This is a genomic window from Caulobacter sp. LjRoot300 (genome assembly GCF_964253875.1).
Taxonomy (GTDB): Bacteria; Pseudomonadota; Alphaproteobacteria; order Caulobacterales; family Caulobacteraceae; genus Caulobacter.
Genome location: NZ_CAXUSA020000004.1, coordinates 348296 through 365461, shown reverse-complemented (window position 1 = coordinate 365461; position 17166 = coordinate 348296). Strand labels below are relative to the sequence as shown.

Annotated in this window: 10 protein-coding genes; 3 read left to right on the top strand and 7 right to left on the bottom strand. The window is 63.1% G+C overall.

Going from position 1 to position 17166, the window contains the following annotated elements; translation table 11 throughout:
- Positions 1-45: 45 nt before the first annotated feature.
- The 7 genes from ACSQ2G_RS16135 to ACSQ2G_RS16105 form a co-directional block, all read right to left on the bottom strand.
- Positions 46-1044 (bottom strand): FecR family protein, encoded by a 999-nt coding sequence (locus tag ACSQ2G_RS16135; RefSeq protein ID WP_436032537.1) that lies wholly within the window; start codon positions 1042-1044, stop codon positions 46-48.
- The gene (locus tag ACSQ2G_RS16130) at positions 1041-1589 is read right to left on the bottom strand and encodes an RNA polymerase sigma factor (protein ID WP_436032535.1); all 549 of its coding nucleotides are present in this window, start codon (positions 1587-1589) and stop codon (positions 1041-1043) included. Before ACSQ2G_RS16130 ends, ACSQ2G_RS16135 begins: the two co-directional genes overlap by 4 nt.
- A gap of 462 nt (positions 1590-2051) precedes the next feature.
- The gene (locus ACSQ2G_RS16125) at positions 2052-2888 is read right to left on the bottom strand and encodes a hypothetical protein (RefSeq protein ID WP_436032533.1); all 837 of its coding nucleotides are present in this window, start codon (positions 2886-2888) and stop codon (positions 2052-2054) included.
- A 90-nt stretch (positions 2889-2978) separates the two neighbouring features.
- On the bottom strand, positions 2979-7670 hold the full coding sequence (locus ACSQ2G_RS16120; RefSeq protein WP_436032531.1) for an AAA family ATPase: 4692 nt from the start codon (positions 7668-7670) through the stop codon (positions 2979-2981).
- Entirely contained in the window at positions 7670-9022 is a 1353-nt protein-coding gene (locus ACSQ2G_RS16115; RefSeq protein ID WP_436032529.1) for a hypothetical protein, read from the bottom strand. The genes ACSQ2G_RS16120 and ACSQ2G_RS16115 overlap by 1 nt, the downstream gene beginning before the upstream one ends.
- The gene (locus tag ACSQ2G_RS16110) at positions 9015-10493 is read right to left on the bottom strand and encodes a hypothetical protein (protein ID WP_436032527.1); all 1479 of its coding nucleotides are present in this window, start codon (positions 10491-10493) and stop codon (positions 9015-9017) included. Before ACSQ2G_RS16110 ends, ACSQ2G_RS16115 begins: the two co-directional genes overlap by 8 nt.
- A gap of 122 nt (positions 10494-10615) precedes the next feature.
- Complete coding sequence (locus ACSQ2G_RS16105; protein WP_436032525.1) at positions 10616-12661, bottom strand: Druantia anti-phage system protein DruA; 2046 nt, start codon at positions 12659-12661, stop codon at positions 10616-10618.
- 262 nt (positions 12662-12923) lie between these two features.
- Between ACSQ2G_RS16105 and ACSQ2G_RS16100 the strand changes: the two genes are divergently transcribed.
- From ACSQ2G_RS16100 to ACSQ2G_RS16090, 3 genes are read left to right on the top strand one after another with little or no spacing between them, the layout of a single operon-like run.
- Positions 12924-15224 carry a sensor histidine kinase gene (locus ACSQ2G_RS16100; protein ID WP_436032523.1) on the top strand — a complete coding sequence of 767 codons (2301 nt, stop codon included), beginning with the start codon at positions 12924-12926 and terminating at the stop codon, positions 15222-15224.
- The gene (locus tag ACSQ2G_RS16095) at positions 15224-16357 is read left to right on the top strand and encodes a hypothetical protein (RefSeq protein WP_436032521.1); all 1134 of its coding nucleotides are present in this window, start codon (positions 15224-15226) and stop codon (positions 16355-16357) included. Before ACSQ2G_RS16100 ends, ACSQ2G_RS16095 begins: the two co-directional genes overlap by 1 nt.
- Positions 16357-17160 carry a hypothetical protein gene (locus tag ACSQ2G_RS16090; protein ID WP_436032519.1) on the top strand — a complete coding sequence of 268 codons (804 nt, stop codon included), beginning with the start codon at positions 16357-16359 and terminating at the stop codon, positions 17158-17160. Before ACSQ2G_RS16095 ends, ACSQ2G_RS16090 begins: the two co-directional genes overlap by 1 nt.
- The last annotated feature ends 6 nt before the right edge of the window (positions 17161-17166 follow it).

The window sequence follows — 17166 nt, the reverse complement described above, 5'->3', positions numbered from 1 at the left end:
TGACGCGCCACCCCGACCCATTCCCTGGCGAACCGCTGAATAAACCTACGGGGTGCCGTCACCAGCTCCTGCGCGGGTCAGGCGGATGGTCCCATCCTTTTCGGAGCGCACGACCGTGAGGTCGTGCACGTCGGCCACTGAGCCGACGAAGGTGTCGATGTCGCGCACGGCGAAGACGCCGGTGATCAGTTCGTCGCCCACCGGACCGTCCGCCACTTCGATCTTCTGGCGTTCGTAGCGGTTGAACTCGGCGACAGCCGCCCGCAAGGGCACGGCGCGGAAGATCAGCCGGCCCGACGTCCAGCTGGTGGCCGTATCGACATCAGCCGGGCTGGGGGTCGGGGCGGTGACGTGGGTGGCGACACGCTGGCCTGGGGCCAGGCGCCAGACCTGAGCCGCGCCATCGTCTGACCGCTCGCGAACCTCGACGGAGCCGCGAACCAGGGTGACGGTGGCGCCGCTGGCCTCCCGTCGGACGTCGAAGCGGGTGCCCAGGGCCGTCACCGAGGTGGCTCCAGCCGTGACTACGAAGGGACGGGCGGCGTCGTGGGCGACATCGAACAAGGCCTGGCCACGGGTGAGGCGAATGTCGCGTTTGGCGCTGGTCAGCCGCACGGCGACCTGACTGTCGGTGTCGAGCACGACGGTCGATCCGTCGGCGAGTTGGACCGTGCGCTGCTCGCCCACGCCCGTGGAATAAATCTTGGGGCCCCACAGAACGTAGCCACCGGCGATCGCCGCAAGCAGGACGACAGCGAAGGCCAGGCCGTAGCCGCCCCGCCGGACGTCCCGCGCCCGGGCCGGCGGCGCGGTACGAACGAGCGCGTCGGCCATGGCGGCCCTGATGTCCGGGTCGTCCTTGACCGCCTCGCTCTGACGCCAGAAGGCGTCAACCTCATCATAGGCCTGCTTGTGGCCCGGCGCGCTCAGCCACGCCTTGAAAGCCTGCATGTCGGCGTAGGGCACATCGAGCTTGTTCAGGCGCGCGAACCAATCGGCCGCCTCCGCCCTGGCTTGGTCCGATGGGACAGTCGAAAGACTCATGTGTCGCTTCTTCCGCTCAGCCCTGCTTGCGCCGCGAGAGCATGTTCGACCGCCCTCGCCAAGCGCCACTCTACGCCCTTGACGGTTAAACCACAGCGTGTGGCGATCTGTTCATAAGTCAAACCGTGGAAGCGTCTCAAGATGAAGACATCGAGATAGGCCTCGGGAATGGCCAAGATCGCCTCCTTGACCAGGAGAACCTCAAGGGCGCTGGAGACCGTCTGCGCGGTGTCAGGCTCGCGCTGCACCTGCTGGGCGTGCCTGGCGCGCACCGCCCGTCGACGCAGCAGGTCCTTGGCCAGGTTTGAGGCGACACGCATCAACAAGGCCTGGGGACGCTCGATCGTCGACGGGTCGTGCGGGGCCAGGCGCGCGTAGGTTTCCTGCACCAAGTCGTCGGCGTCGGCGTCTATCCCGCGGCCGAAACGGCGGCGCAGCATCGCGCCCAGCCAGGGCGCATAGCGCCGGTAAAGCTGATCCAGGTCGTCGTGCTCGTCCCAGTCGCCCTCGGGCTGGGTCGCCACGCGTGGAATCTTGCGGTCCATCGCCTACTCCGTCGGTTCGACGGGCTGTCGGAAACGCAGGGGCGGGCAAGGGCGCGCGGCCGCGAACGCGGACACGGGGGCGCAACCCGGGGGCTCGGGCGCTATCGCCGAGCCGCTGTGATCGGCTCGTCGCTATGGCTCTTAGGCATCGCACGGGGTTTCCACGCCCCACCCGCGCTCGAAGGCGCCGGCGCGCAAATCCTGAATCAATCGGGACTCGGGCGCAAGTCGGGGATCGCTGTTAGGCGAAAATGGGGGCGGGCGTTGGAAACCTTGCGATTAGAAAGGCCCGCCGACTTCGGCGCCGACCGCCGCCGATAACCCCCGGCTCCAGATCGGCGCCTATAGGGCGGCGCCCGCGCTGGAAGACTAGGGGGCCATGTTCTTCAGGGGAAGGGCGCCCGCACTGAGTGTGACCGCCACTCTTAGGGTAACGTTCATCGTACGGGGTATTTGAGTACGCTATTGCATTTGTTCTTTCGGATCCAAGCCGAACCGCAGGAGACCCCCATCGACGCGGTCGCGCGGCATGCGCCCGCCGCATTCGAGATTCAACCAAGCCCAGACGACGCGGCGAACAAACTCCCGTGCCTCAAGCAAGGTCATCAAGCTCTCCTGCGCGATGCTGGTGTCGCGCTTTGATGTACCGTGACGCCCAAATGCCCGATTGTTGGCCGCCGACTTGAAGGCATTCAGGGCGGGTCGATCAGCCAAACCCGCCTCGGCAAGCTTGTCGAGGCTTGTGCCACGGTATCCGGCAATGTCTTCCAGCAAACGATAGTAGTCGGCCCAGGACGGGGTCCCCGCGATCGCTGAAGCAGCATAGGCCGCGAGCGGGTTGTCGCTCATGAAGGCCACGCGGCTTGGCAGCAGCTCTGAGAGAAGGGGATGGCGGTTCGTTGCAATCAGGCGTGGCTTGGGTGGGCGCTTGTCTGGGCCAAAAATTGTGCCGCCCGAGCCCGTACGATTTTTCCAAGTTAGCGAGGTTGCGACGACTGGTTTGAAATTGCTGTCGGCCAACGTCGCATAGCCATTGAGCGGAGCAAGAATTTCTCGCGCCATCCAACTGGCTTCGTCCATCCCTCTCGCCTCTATCAGAGCTAGGCAGTCGTCGCCCGTGACGTAGGTCTCCCTCACCTGCGCATCCTGCACCCGGTCGAAAACACCGTCTTTGACACCAACGATGCTGGTTGCGACGTGAGCGCCTGGATAGGCGCCCTCCGGAAAGAGGATCGCCAACCCATAGAGATCGTCAACGTCGCCATCGACGAAGAGTTTGGCCCAAGGCTCGTCTGTCATGCGCCTTCTCCTCTGCATGCGGTGGACGAGCCGCAGGCGTTTGGGCCAGTCCGATCTCGCTGCCCCGGTCAGACGCCTGTGGCTGGCCGATCAGGCTGAACGGCGGGATATTTTAGACCGCAGGTCCATGGCGCCGTCCTCGGCTAGATAGCGGCGACCTTCGCTCGTCAACATGCGTCCGCCAGGGCCGATCCGCACAAGTCCTAGCCGGGTAAGGTATTCGGAGAGCTCGACGAAGTCTCCTCGATTTGAAACTCCCAAAGCTCTGCGAATGTCTTCTTCCGAGGCGGCCCCGCGATTGGATAGGACGTTCAGGTAGTCGCGATGGAGACCGCCAAGACCATTGGCATCAATCTGCTGGGCTTCATTGAACCAACGACCCACCGCGCTGACGGTCATGCGCGCAGCGACTTGAGTCCGCGTGGGTATGGCTCCGCCGAGATCGCCTTCGGCAATGGCATAGAAGTGAGCCACCAGAGGGTCCAAAATATTGACGCTGGGGCGCGGACTGCACTGCATCCGCGCCGCGATTTCCAGGCAGGTCTCGCGCGCCAGATTGGCGCCGTCCAGCTTCTCGCGCGCGTGAAACCACACGATGCCGGCGGTTTCCTCGAGCGTGTAGGATCGCAAAGTGGTGCGGGTCGGGCGGCTGAGGAAAGCCTCGGTCAAACGTCCCGGGTCCGTCGTAGCCAGAAGAAACACGACCTGGTCGAAGCTGTAGACGACATTTCCAACTGTCGTGGTGCGTCGATCATCCAAGGCGCTCAGCAGAGCGGTCGCCACCGAGGGCGCGATCGCGTGCACCTCGTCGATGAACATCAGGCAAGGTGCAACGACGACGACGCCCGTGGCGTCTTCCGGGGCCTTGCCCAGCTCAACCAGACGGTCGACGATCATGTCAGGGCGACGCAGGTCCGCGCCGTTGAACAAGATCGGGTCCAGGCCAAGGAGTTGCTCGCCGATCCGGCGCGCCAAGGTGCTTTTGCCCACCCCCGCTGGGCCGACCAATAGCTTGTCTGGGTAACGCTCACTCCAGCCCTGAGCCTTACGGGCTAGATCGGCCAGTTCTCGCGCGGCTTCGTACTGTCCGATCATGCCTAGAGCGTTCAGGGGCGGCGGCCAGGTTCCCTTCGACGCAGGGTTTGCGGCATCTGAAGCGGTAGGCGGCGTCGCCACCCGTGCCGTTGGTTCTCGCAGCGGCGCCGAATTGCCCTCGCTCGCCTCTGGCTCAAGGTCCGGCTGCGACGCAATGGCCATCGGATCGCGATCGGCCGCGTCCGACAGTACAGTCTTGGATGCGACTGGCTCTGGGGGCGGCGCCGATGTCGCCTTGAAAGCAGCGCGCACCGGAGCGTTTGCAGTCGGCTCCTCGGCCGGTGCGAACGCGCCGCTGTCTCGCGTCACGCCAAGCAGGGACTCGGCGAGCGGCTCGGTGATGGTTCGAAGCATAATCGGCAGCGACTGGTGTGATAGGGCGCGCTTCGTCGCTTCGTCACTGGAGCGCAGTTTGACGAGAACAACCTCCCCATCAACCCGGATCATTGGCCGCGCATCAGTCTCATTGAAGAGGTCGCGCAGCCAGGGGCCCCAGCGCCGGCGGGAGTCAGCATCCTCTTCGTCGGTGCCCCACCGCGTCGACACCGCGCGCACCAGGACCTCTTTCAGCATTTCCAAGCGGGGCGGTGAGAAAACGCCCTCACCGTTAAGGGCGCTTTGAATGACCGCCGCTGTACCGGTGAGCTGCTGAGCAGCGCGCTCAATGCGCTCGGCCTCCTCGGGCAAGCTCGGGTCGAGGGTGGTTTTCACCTCGACGACCGTAATGCGGAAAGCGCCGTCATCATCTCGGCGCAGGAGAAGGAGATCGCACCGTTCATTGAGCTGGCGCGGGCCAAGCCGTAGCCAAAGGCGCGCAATTGGACTGTCCACCGCCGCGACGATGCAGTCGCTGTCAGATCGGCGCGCGTCACGCGCCGCCAGCAGCATGCCGACGAAACCGATGACCTTGTTGTTGTCTGTTTGGCCGCTCTGCTTTTTGACGAGATCCAAAAGACCTCCGCCGATCAGATTGGCGCCTTGTCGCAATACTTCTGGCAGGCTGGGCCCGCTGACTTTGAGGTTGCAGTTCTGGAACGCGATTTTCATCAGGCTGGCCAGGCGCTCATAGTCGCCGGCGGCGAGCAAGATCTGTCGATCCCCCTCGCGCCGTTCCAGCAGTCGTACGGACTTCATACCCGCTTCCCGGGGCAAGGCCCGATCCGCCACGAGCAGCCATCGCGTCGCGGCGTCCTCGCCAAGGACCAACCGATCAACAACCCCGCGCAGGCGGTCGGCGTCGGCGGAGGCATACATCGCATTGTCGCGCAGCTCGCCCTGGCGGGCGTGGATCATCAGCACAAAATCAGAGAATGGCGGTTCACCGGGATGAGGTTTGAGGCTGATCTGACCCAGCAGGCCATCCACTGCGATCTCGTTACGAACGCAGAATGGGCTCATGGGCAAAAGGCCCTCGATCCGGCGTTTGCGGATCTCGATCGAAGACTCGTCGAACAGCGCCGCGACATGGAACGTGCGGCCATCTAAGCCCTCGTCGACCAGCTGTTCTAGCGACTCCGCCGGCTTGGCCGATACGCGGATTTCCAGCCGGCCTGCAGCAACCTTCTCATAAATTAGATCCTGCGCTTCGCCCTCGAGGATGGCCGCTGAAAGCAGCCGGTCGCGGTGAGCGGCGGTTGCGAAGACGTCGACTTCGATCCGCGGCAGAACGTCAGCTCCACGGCGCTCGTCCAGTAGTTTGACAATGCGTTCAAGGATACGGGTTGGTTCGGGCGGGTTGATCAGCGCGACACGCAGCGGTCGCGGATGATTGGGGTAAAGCAGAACATAATGATCGAGCGCCTTCACGAAGGACTCGACCCCATCGGCGCTGCTCACCGCGTTGTGCAGGTTCTCGAAGGTCGCCAGTCCATGCATGTGGTTGGCCACAGGCAGGAGTTGATCCAGCCCCCGCCCATCGGGCGTCAATCCGGCGCGCACCACGCTGAGGAACTGGTCGGGCCGGCGCAGCTCCACAAGCAGTGCTTGCCGGTCCGCCTCTATGATGGGTTGGCCTTCAGTCAGGTTCCGAAGTAAGTCCCCGATGCGCTGATGGCGCCAGAGATGCAAAGGGTGCAGCGGGAGCATGACCACTTTGGAGCTGACGGTTTTAGCGTCGTGCCGGATGCGCACCTGCAGGAGATCAAGAGACAAAAGCGCGTCGAGTGTCGCCTGCGCCCACGCTGTGGAGTGGTCGCTAACAACAGCATAGTGTTGTTGAACGCTCGCATAGAGCTTCTGTGCTGAACCCAGATAGGATGCACAGAGCGCCTTGATCTGGGGGTGGGTGTCGAGAAACTCACGAGGATGCACGACCAGAGGGCGCACGTACGCCGCCAGCTGCGCACGTTGCGCGCTCATGTCGCTCCAGATCTCACTTAGGCTCGGACCCTGGGTGGATTTCGCCGCCGCGTCCCAGCCCTCAAGGAGCCGCTCAAGCGAGAACACCTGTCCATCATGACGCCAAATCTGGTCGATCTGCACAAAGATCGGATCGAACTCGGCGTAACGCGAAAGCGCCTGGTTCAGGTCGAGGACGTCGGTCTCGATCAACCCGCCAAAACCATCCTTGGAACTAAACGCGCTGACCCAGTCGAGCAGTTTAGCGTCGACCGGCACGTCGATCGAAATAGCGCCTCGGCTGGTTTCCGCCGTCGCGGCTAGACGGTCTTTGGTCTGGTCAAACTCAGCCCAGGCTCGATCGAGGGCCTCGCCAATCTTCTCGAGATCTTGCGAACGGCCATTCAGCAGCGCGTCGAGTTCCTCTCCGTGGAGATCAACGCCGCGCTCTTCTGCCGGAGCTCCGGGCGCCTCAGGGGTGTCTGGCTCTGGGGGAGGGTTCGGCGCGGCGTCGTCTGCCGGCGGGCGAACCAGTCGTTCGGCATCCTCAAGCGTGAGCGCCGTCAGCGATCCAGCTCGGAATGCATCGAGACTTGCCAAGGCCTCTTCTAAGGCTTCTCGGCGCTCGACCGACACATAGCGCGCGGCGCGTATGCGCCGTTGACGAATTTCGCCGGGGGTCAAGACCGTGACCGCCTCGCGAATCGAGAGGTTGAGCTGCAGTCGTTTTGCGAGTTCTTGCGCCTCGAACAGCCGAGGATCAGGCAATAGACCCAGCGCTGGCAAAGCAATACGAGGGTCCGCGTCGCCCGAGGCGGCATCCGTCCAGGCTTGAAGGAAGCGGGCCACACTTTCGAGCGACCGCAGGCCCTTCAGAGCCGCTGCGTCGGCCAAGGCCGAGACAAGCTGTTCCTGCATCGGCGTGTCGTTGAACGGCGAGCGCGACCTGGCCCACCGTAAAAGGTGCTGAGCTAGACTCGAAGACGAGGCGCGGGCGAAGAAGTTTAGGCCGTGAACGCTGGGATTGTATCCCTGGGCGAGCGCGATGATACGCGGATGCTCCGCGCGTCGATTTCGCCAATCCGTCGCGAGATGCAGATCCGTCGTAACAGGCCCAAGCTTGAGCTTGGCTGCAGCGTCGGCGAGCTCGGCTTCTTTCGCGCCAAAGCCCACCAGAGCGATTGAAAAACCCGCCTCACGCAGGACATCGCTGCTGGCGAACGCTTCCAGGAAGTGGATTGGGTCGCACTGGGGTAGGCCCTCGCGCGCGAAGTCGTTTTCCCGAGTTAGATCGTGGCGGATCCACGCGACCAGGCCTTCGGCCACATATTGGCTGGCGGACAGCGCCATTAAATCAGTTCCTCAGCGCGCAGGGCGCACAGGGTCAATCCATCGGAAGGTTCAACGGCGAGACCAAGCCTAATTAAGAGGTCGCGGAAGGCTGCTCCATTGGGCTCAAGGTCTTCGTCGGAATCGAGCGGGGCGAAACCTTGCGCGTGAAGCAGGTTCACGTCCTCCGGCGCGGCGCCAGAACTCAGGCACCAGACCTCGCGCAGCCGGCGCGCGAAATCCACCACCGTCATCACCTCGTCTTTGCCAAGCAAGCTCAAAGCCAGCACGCGTAGGGTGTCAGCCTGAATTTCAGCATGCTTGCGCTTAGCTGACGGGGCTCGCGGCTGGATGAAGCCGACCCGCACGCCCAGATCACGAAAATGATCCTCTAGGGTCTGACGCGCTTCGCTGGACTGGGCGAATGCGGCCCACTGAGCATCAGAAACATCGGCGCCTTCGGCGTCGCGCCAAAGATCGTAGCTGCGAGAAAAGCGATCTAGCTGACGGGCGTACGAAGCGCGGCTCTGGGTGCGGATACGCCCGTTAGCACCATCCAGCGCGTCCAGCAGCAACAACGGTGAACCGTCCTGGCGCCGCATCATGTAAACAAAGAGCCAGCTGCACAGCCCAATGATCATGTAGCGCAGCGCATAGACCGAACGGTCCTGCAGGAGGTTTTCGAGCAGGCGGCCCAGGGCGCGAGTCTGCGGTGCCATGAGAGAGGCGATGTCGGCTGCGCGTGTAGCGTCCAAAACGCCAAAGCGCTGATCGTAGTCGTCGACCCAGTCTAGCTGATGATCGTCTAGGAGAGGGCGACCCAGGGTTTCGAGCGGCGGCGGCGGTAGTGCCACGAGGGCGCGGCACGCCTCGATCACACTCTGACCCTCGGCGGACGCTTGCAGCACGCGCATGACGAAAGCGCCCGAGTGCCCGTGGTTCTTAGACTGGTTGGCGATGTAGCGGACCGAAGGAGCCGAATAGTCCGAGCTGAACGGGCTATGAGGGGCGAACGCCGGTATGAGCGCGGCGCCGTCATTGTTGAACGCGGCGTTCAGATGGGCGCGCAAGGCTCGGAAAGAAGCGGGGTCGATGTCCGCCGATAATTTTCCGAGGTCGCGCAACTTCGGCAAGAGTGCTTCGGCGACGTACTCGTCAACAACGCGGGCGCGAGGCTTTGGCGAAATCCTCGGCACAGCAGCCTTATTGAGCAACTCCAACTTAGAATACTTGCCGGTTAAGGCTAGGAGGAAACTGGTGGCGAAATGCACGGGTTTCATGCGCATCGGCTGATAGCCGAGGGCTAGGCCGTGAATACGCCGTTCAGCGGCGGCGGTTTCGTACCGCTCTTGTTGGCTACGGGGCTCAGGCATTGAGACGAACCGATTCATAACGACGCCCGTCGGCGCTCAAGCCGACCTTGATGACTTGCAGATTCTCCAGGTGCACCGACCAAACCGTCGCTCGATCACCCTGGCGCGTTGCTCCTAGCAGCTCGAGAAAAGCGTCCAATCGGTGGATCTCGCGTTCGGGGACCAATTTGCGCGGAAGGCCACGTCCCAGCCGGCGCAATGTGCGGAACAAGGGGTAGTCGATCCGTAGGCGAGCCCCGCCGTGCCCCGGCGCGATGAGCATGAGGTGATCGCCGTGGTAGTCAAACGCCCCCTCGAGCCGCCGAGGCAGTCGTGGGCGCTCCAGTACCAATTCCTCGATTCCGACCCGATCCACGGCGACGAACGAGCGTGTCGGCTGCTCATGAAATCTGTGGCCAGCCCAGAGGTACAGGTGATGTTCCCGTCCGGTGAACGGGGCGGGGCAATAGGCGGCGTTGATCGCGTCAACGAGGCGCGCAACCACCTCGGTGCTTTCGCGCGGTTCGTTAAGAAGCGCGCGAAATTGTTCGGCTTCGGGATCAATCAGGCTCAAGGCCTGTTCGCCCTGGGCATGTTCGAAATAGAACGCGCGCTTGAGCGCGGCGAAGTCGCCGCCGGCGAGATGCGGATGTGGCGGGATGGACGGCTCCGAAAAGCGCCAACCTTCGCGAAGGCTTGGGGCCCTCGTCTCCAGAGCGGCGTCCCAGCGTGGGTGACTACACTGCGCCGGATCGACCGAGCGCATCAGTGCCGACAGGGGGAAGCGCGGATCGTCGTTGAACAGCGCCTCAGAATACCAAGAGGTTCTCCGGTAGTCGTAGCCGTCATCGAGGCTAAGTAGCATGCGCGCCACCAGGATCCATACCTCGCGGACCGTCGCGCGCCCACCCAGGGCGATCAGTCGTTCAAGTAGGCTTCGCAGACGCTGTCGCGTGCGATCGTCGCTGAGCTTGAGCGCATTGCGCGCGAGGATCGTTTCCGGTTCCGCGGTGATGGCGTGGCGAAGAGCGGGGTCGTCCAGCAGCCCGGCTAGCACCGCGTCGAAGAATGACGGCGCCAAGGGGTTGCGCAGGCTCAGGTCGATGACGAGGACTTTCTCCTGAGCGTCTTCGGTGCCGTCTGCGGCGCCATAGGCCAACCGGTGCCGGCACTGACGCCAGACCTCGGCCAAGGGGGCAAATTGCGGCGCGGCGTTGCGAAGCTGGTAGAGGGGGTATTCGTTGATCGCCACGCAGAAGGGTTGGCCCTTCTCAGCGGCTCGCGCCCAACGGTCCAGCACCGGCTTTGGATCGCCACCACGCATGGCCGCGGTCGCGTCCTCTAGCACGTCCGCGCCGGCGTCGATCAATTGCTGCTTGGCCTGTCGCAGCATGTGCGTTTTGCCGTCGCCGGCGTTGCCGGTCAGGACGACGCTCACCCCGCGCGAAACTTGGTCGGCGACAAAGCTATCCAGACTGGTGGCCACGTGCATGCGGTCCAGTTCTTGAGAGTTTAGGTTTTCCGCCGTCGCCTTGGGGCCAGCTCGCGCTAAGGTGCGCCAAAGCGCCAAGGGCGATTCCACTCGGACCGGTTGGTCCGCCTCCCCCTGCTTGCTCAAACCAGCGCCCTCTTGTCCTCGCCGACAACCTCCGCAACTTTTGGAGGCATGACTCCGTCGGAGCCATATTGACCGTCAAGCCGGTTCGCAAGCCAGCGTGTTCGCCAGAATTCAGCGATCCGCTCGCTGGCGTCGACGTGTGCCTTGGGATTGGCCAGATAATCGGGCAGAGCGGTGGTGCGCTCCAGCAGCCAATCGCGAGAGGAACGGGCCAGAGGCGCGGCGTAGATCAGGCGTTTTTGCTGGTGGCGCAGGAAGCGGTCGGGGTCAAAGCCGATCAAGCGCATGCCGGCCTTGAGTTTGCGCAACTTCGGCGAGGTGCCCTCGCCGAACACGCTGTTCACGTCCTTGTACTCGCGGTGCACCGAAAGCAGCTCATCTAGCGCTCGGCTAGTCTCCGGTGAAAACTGCACGGTTCCAAAGCCGGACGTCTCACCGATCGGCTCGTAGCGCAGGGTTTCCTGATCCTCCGCCAAGATACCCGCTGGCAACTTCAGGCGATTGTATTGGCTAGAGCCGTGCACATAAAGGCTCGTGGTGCCCAGATAGACCAGGGCGTTATCCCGAATGACGGGCTGATTGCGCATTTGGGATGAGATGATCGACGGCGCCTCGTAGGCGGCGCGGTAGTCGGCGCCCACCTGCGGGCTCAGCATCATCAGAGCCACGAGCTTACCGCCCAGCAGCGGACCGTATGGCGCGACGGCGCCGCAAGTGGTGATCTCCAGCATGTTCGCGCCGGCCCGACGGGCCTTCAGCGCCTCGAGCACGATGTTCAGTGCGCTTTTGACCTCGTCCAATTCAAGAGCGGCCAGCACCCGTGCAGGATCGGTCATTTCCGCGCGTCGCAGATTGAGGATGCGCTTGGCCTGGAAAAGGCGCCCGAGCGCATAGGCCCGCTTTTTGGCTACCAGCTGCTTTCGCGCCGCGTGCATCCGCTCGTTGCTCGACGCCTTGGCTTCGAGGCGCAGCACGTCGTCCTCGACCGGGGGCGCGCCTTCAAGCTCCCAGGCGTCAGCATCAAAAGCGTCGCGTTCACCCAAGGCGATTTCCTTGAGCAGCTGCTCGCGCCGGCGCGCGAAGTCCTGGCCACGACGGATGAGCCGCGCGATCGCCTCCTCGGTCGGATTGGCGACCTCCTCGGCGCTGACGAGATTGGTCCACTCGACCTCGCCCATCGAGACTTCGATCCGCTCCATCAGCCAGGCGAATTCGGCTTCGAGCGCAGTGGCACCGACGAGGCGCGCCGAGAGAATCCGTTCAGTGACTGCTCGCCGGTGCCAACCGATGAAGGTTTCGCGCACCTCGCCCATCTCGAGCGGGCAGTTGTTGAGCGAAGCGATGCCCATGACGGCATGAGCGGGATGGGCGGCGTCACGGACAAGATAGAGGAGCTGCCGCCCAGGCACCGGCGTTTGCGGGATCGACCAGCTAAAGCGGAAGTACCGCCAAAGGTCCCGCAATGGATGGCCCGTATAGGGGTCAATCTCATCCGTCGCACGCTGCAGGTATGGCCGCACCGCTGTACGGAGCGCCTCGATCCGAGGCTCCCCGTGCAGCGCCAAAGCCGGCTTCAGCCGTTCGCGCAGTTCCTCGGGGTCAGCGGTCACCACGCTGATGCTCTTTTTGTCCCGCGTGCCGGCGGTCATCCTGCGCAGGAAATCCTTCACCGCCGGGTGGGATTGCTGTTCATCGACGACGGGACGCAGTTCTTCGCGCAGAGCGATCTTGCTGGCGATCAGCTCATCGGTCGGGCGCCCGCCGCGGGCTTCCTTGGGGTTTTCGAGGAAAAAGCCGTAGCCCTCCTCGACGACGCGCCAGCGCAACCGGGCCAGATCGGCCAAGACGCGGACGCAGGCTTCGTAGACGAGAGCTTGGTCGCCAAGCTCGCGTGCCTGGCCCAGCCAGTCGATTTCCGTCTGCAGGATGGCGGTGATGCCCTCACGATCCCCGCGTGATTGGGCGCTGGAGAGCGTGCGGGCAAAGATTGGAAAACGTTCGGCCGTTCGGCCATCGAGAGGAGGGTAAATCGGTACGAGCATGAGGTTCGATCAAAGGCGACGGGATGGGTTAAACAGGGAACGGACCCCGCGCAACCGTCAGGGTCGCCATCTCCGTGCATCAGGCGTCACTGGCTCTAGCACGATCAGGTCGCCGAGGCCACCCCGCTCCTTGCCCGCTGACCACGCGGACGTGGTCGTCACGCCTTTCCATCTAGGGTTAGCCGTACGATAGGTTTAGACAGCGCTTGATATACGTTGGGTGGGCGAGGGCGCCGACGCGCCAAGCCGATCGCGGGGGGATATGGCCGAACAAGAGACGCTCGAGAAGTTGAAGGCGCAGCTCACCGAGGCGCTCGAGGGCGACGACGTCGATTTCCAGGCGATCCTGCGCTTGGCCGGCCAAATCTCCCAAGAAGAGCCAGGTGTAGTCCGGTTCACGACCGACGCTGCTATGGTGCGCCGTTTGGGGCGCGAACTGGTCGCCAAGCAGGAAACCGCGCTCGGCGAGTTGGTGAAGAACGCCTATGACGCCGACGCCACGTTCTGCACGGTCGACCTCATTCAGACCGGCGAGGACAGCTACGCGTTTCAGATCGTCGACGACGGCGCCGGCATGAGCCGCGCCGATCTGGCCAATGGCTTCATGCGCTTGGCCAGCGACACAAAGGTGCGCAACCCGCTGTCACCCCGGTTTGGTCGCTCGCGCGCCGGTAAGAAGGGGATTGGCCGCTTCGCTACCGAACGACTGGGGCGTAGGCTAACCATTGTCACCCAGACTGAAGACGAGGACCACGGCTGGACGGTGACGATCGACTGGAACGCCTTCGCCCAGGGCGAAGATATCGGTCTCATCGGCAACCGTATCGAGACCAGCCCCAAGGAGCGTGAGCATGGCACAAGGCTCAGCATCGATGGGTTGAAGGACGGATGGAGCGACGCTGACCTCAAGCGGGTGTACCGCTATCTGTCCAGCCTACTGCAGCCGGTGTTCGACGATGCCGAAATACAAAGCGGTGAAGCTGATCCGGGCTTCGAGGTGCGTCTCAATCGCGCCGGCGAGCACCTGAAGGCGGAGAACATCGCCAACGCCGACACCGAGATCCTCGATCAGGCGCTGGCGATCATCGAGGCGCGGATCGACCACGAAGGCGTGGCGACCTGGTCGATGACCTGCGCGAAGCTGGATATTTCGGTCGTTGACCAACCCATTGGCTTGGATCGCAACGTTGTTCGACCGCTGCCGAACGCTCGCGATGTGCGTCTGAAGGCCTGGTACTATATCCAGCAGCGGGACTTTCTTGGCCATTCGACCGCCTTCATCAAGAAGGTTCTCAATGAGCACGGCGGGATCCGGCTTTATCGAAACGGCTATCGCGTGCCGCCTTATGGAGAGCGGCACGACGATTGGTTGGGCTTGGACGTCAAGAACACCCAGATCTACGCGCCCTGGAACAGCAAGACTTTCATGGGCTTTGTCGCGGTTCGCGACCCGGCGGGCGAGCGGTTCGAGGAGACGTCATCGCGCGAAGGTCTGATCGAGACAGCCGCTTTCGAGGAGGTCCGCCAGATCACCTATAGCGTGCTGCTCTCAGCCGTTCGGCGTATAGAGGCCAAGCGTGGTTTGGGGCGCAACAAGCCGGAGGTCCGCGAGGAGAAGAGCGGTGAGCAAGCCGCCAAGGACGTCGAAGCCGCGATCGAGTCCACCGAGAGCCTGCTTAGCGATCTTGAGGATGACATTGCGGGCCTGCCGCCTGAGCGGCAGGAACAACTGATCGCGGTCACCGAACGCTTGAGCGCAGCGGCCCGGATCACTGCCGAGCGCGCGCGAGAACGCGACGCGCTCGTCGAAGAGCTGAACATGATGCGGATCCTGGCCAGCATGGGCCTAACGATCGCCGAGTTCACGCATGATTTTTCGGCGTTGGCGGAAACAATGGAATTGAACCTCAACGCCTTGAGCCGAGCCGAACCGGGGTCGGACGCGTTCTCCAAGGGGTTGGATCGCTTCCGAAACCAGTTCCGGCAAGTGCGCGCCTACACAGCGCACTTCGGTAGCATGACGACGAGCAACGCCAGCCGAGAACTACAGTCGATTGACCTCTATGCGTTCTCCCGCAGCTTCGCCGAGGATCTCGCGGTCATGTTCACCCGCCGGGGTTTGGCGCTCGAGGTGATCGCGCCTGAGCAATACAATGTCCGTACTGTTCAGATGCATCCGTCAGAATGGTCGTCGATCCTTCTCAACCTCCTGACTAACGCCGTCAAGGCTGCTGATCGCGTTAGCCGTCAGGGCCGCTTTCAGATTTCGATGGGCCGGATTGAATCCGGAAAGGTCTATCTCGACTTCAGCGACAATGGGGACGGCATCCCAGCCGAGAATCGCAGTCAGATCTTCGAAGCGTTCTTCACCACGAGCGGCGCAGCGCCGGTTCGTGCCTCAGAAGCCGCCCAGGCTTTGGGAACGGGTCTTGGCCTGAAAATCGTCGCCGACATCGCGCGCGCTGCAGGTGGCTCGGTCATGGTGATTGATCCCGCGCCGGGCTATCAGACGACGATCCGCGTCATCGTTGACGCTGAAAAGACCCCGGAGCCGTCCGCCTAATGCCGACCTACCTGTTCATCGACGACGACGCCGGCTCCGCTGCTGACGCGGAAATCTACGCCGACGCGCTGATGACGGCGCGACCGGCGCTCATGATCACGCCCATGCGGCCAGACATCCTGCCAAAGACGCTGGAAGCGATCGCTAGGGCCAAGCCCGACGGTCTATTGCTCGACGTCGCTCTAACGAACGCGCTGACCGAGGACAAGCAGCACGTCGGCTTTGACGGCATCGCCCTGGCCCAGCAAATACGGACCTTGCAAACGCGCGGGCGGGCGACCGGCTCGGCGATGCTCGGCGAGTTCCCGATTATCCGCTTTTCGAAGAAGGATGTGATCCGCGAGTACGTCAACGAGGACCCGACGAGCGATGATCTCTTCGATGAAATGATCGACAAGGGCGCTCTGATCGATGACGCCGACGGTGCTGCAGACAAGGCCCTAAGCCTCGCCCAGGATTATCCGGCGATTGTCCGTATGACCAAAGAGGAGGCTTCCGACGAGGCGATCGCTGCCCTTCTCAACCGGTCGTCGGCGTTTCTCACCCGATTGGACCCGCGCTCCCTACTGGGGCTGCGCCGGACGGGGGCTCCGGCTCATGTCGTGGCACGCTATTTCACTAGCAAGCTTTTGGCTCGATCTGGCCCTCTCATTGATGAAGCGCTTTTGGCTGTGCGCTTGGGCGTGGACAGCGAATCCCCCGACTGGGAGCGCCTGAAGGCGCAGCTTAACGACGCCGTTTACGCCGGGCCGTTTTCGCTCGGCTACAAGCGATGGTGGCACGTCAGCGTGATGGATTGGTGGCAGGAAAAGATCGCTGACGCTCCGCCTGGTAAGTTGAGCACTCCCGAACGCGTCCAGGCTCTATCGGCTGCCCTGAACCTGACCGATCTCATCCCGCTGGCTGAAGACGCGCTTAGCCCAGGGCTGCGATATTGGCATCGGTGCAGCCGGTCGGCACGACCGGTGGACCCCTCGTACGGATTTGCGCTTCTGCCCGTCTACGGTTTGGAATCCTGGCAGGACGCCGAGTACCTCTGTCAGGAGGAAGCCATGCGCGACCCTAGCAATCCGCGGTTGGGCGCCACCGAACGCAGCCGGCTGGCCTTGCTGCTCAAGGCGACCGAACGCTAATGACGCCAGAGCTACGTGAAGCGCTCGATGCCCATCGACACGCTAGAGCCGGCGAGCTCTTCGACATCGCTGGACTCTTGGAAGACCACAGCTTCACCGCCGATGCGGGCCCGGTGCGCGAGGCGGCCCAGCAGTGTCTGGGCGGCATTCGCACGGTGCGCGGCGACCTGCCGGACGTCGGGCGCACCTATTGGGGCTACGAGATTTCCGACCTAAAGATCGCTTTGGAGCCTCAGCGACATTGTCGTCCGCGCGGAGCGACCATGGAAAGCGTGACCGGATCGTTGACGGTGCGTGTGGAGGAATATGTCCCGCCTGACCAGGCCAGCGTTGGTGCGGCGTTTACTCATCTTCGCCGTCTAGACACCGACTTTTCATTCGATGCCAGCCTCGTCGTGGATGGCGATGCCCACACTGTCCGGTCCGCTTGGCATCTGGATACGCACCTTTTTATGGATACGGTCAGCCATGCCGTGCATCCACGCTTTCACTTCCAAGTCGGGGGCGAGCGCCTCGACGATCTCGATCATCTTATTCGCGGGGTCTTCATGCCGGAGACGCCGCGCATGCCAGTGGCGCCCCTTGATGGCATCCTGGCGATCGACTTTGTTCTCGCGCATTACTGCGGCGGCGCCTGGGGCGTCCTGAGGGACATGGACGCAAGTTACAAGCATCTGCGCAAAGCGCCGATGCAGCGTTATTGGGCACCCTATTTCAGAACGCTCTGCGATGGGATCGATGCGTTGGATACCGTTCCGCATGGCGGCGACGCAAACCCACTGATCCCCAATATCTTCTGCTAAACCAGT

Bases quoted from the DNA above. Each gene is read 5' to 3' on its own strand.
- ACSQ2G_RS16130 (WP_436032535.1), bottom strand. From the start codon at position 1,589: ATGGACCGCAAGATTCCACGCGTGGCGACCCAGCCCGAGGGCGACTGG.
- ACSQ2G_RS16105 (WP_436032525.1), bottom strand. From the start codon at position 12,661: ATGCTCGTACCGATTTACCCTCCTCTCGATGGCCGAACGGCCGAACGT.
- ACSQ2G_RS16135 (WP_436032537.1), bottom strand. From the start codon at position 1,044: ATGAGTCTTTCGACTGTCCCATCGGACCAAGCCAGGGCGGAGGCGGCC.
- ACSQ2G_RS16090 (WP_436032519.1), top strand. From the start codon at position 16,357: ATGACGCCAGAGCTACGTGAAGCGCTCGATGCCCATCGACACGCTAGA.
- ACSQ2G_RS16110 (WP_436032527.1), bottom strand. From the start codon at position 10,493: ATGCACGTGGCCACCAGTCTGGATAGCTTTGTCGCCGACCAAGTTTCG.
- ACSQ2G_RS16120 (WP_436032531.1), bottom strand. From the start codon at position 7,670: ATGGCGCTGTCCGCCAGCCAATATGTGGCCGAAGGCCTGGTCGCGTGG.
- ACSQ2G_RS16125 (WP_436032533.1), bottom strand. From the start codon at position 2,888: ATGACAGACGAGCCTTGGGCCAAACTCTTCGTCGATGGCGACGTTGAC.
- ACSQ2G_RS16095 (WP_436032521.1), top strand. From the start codon at position 15,224: ATGCCGACCTACCTGTTCATCGACGACGACGCCGGCTCCGCTGCTGAC.
- ACSQ2G_RS16115 (WP_436032529.1), bottom strand. From the start codon at position 9,022: ATGCCTGAGCCCCGTAGCCAACAAGAGCGGTACGAAACCGCCGCCGCT.
- ACSQ2G_RS16100 (WP_436032523.1), top strand. From the start codon at position 12,924: ATGGCCGAACAAGAGACGCTCGAGAAGTTGAAGGCGCAGCTCACCGAG.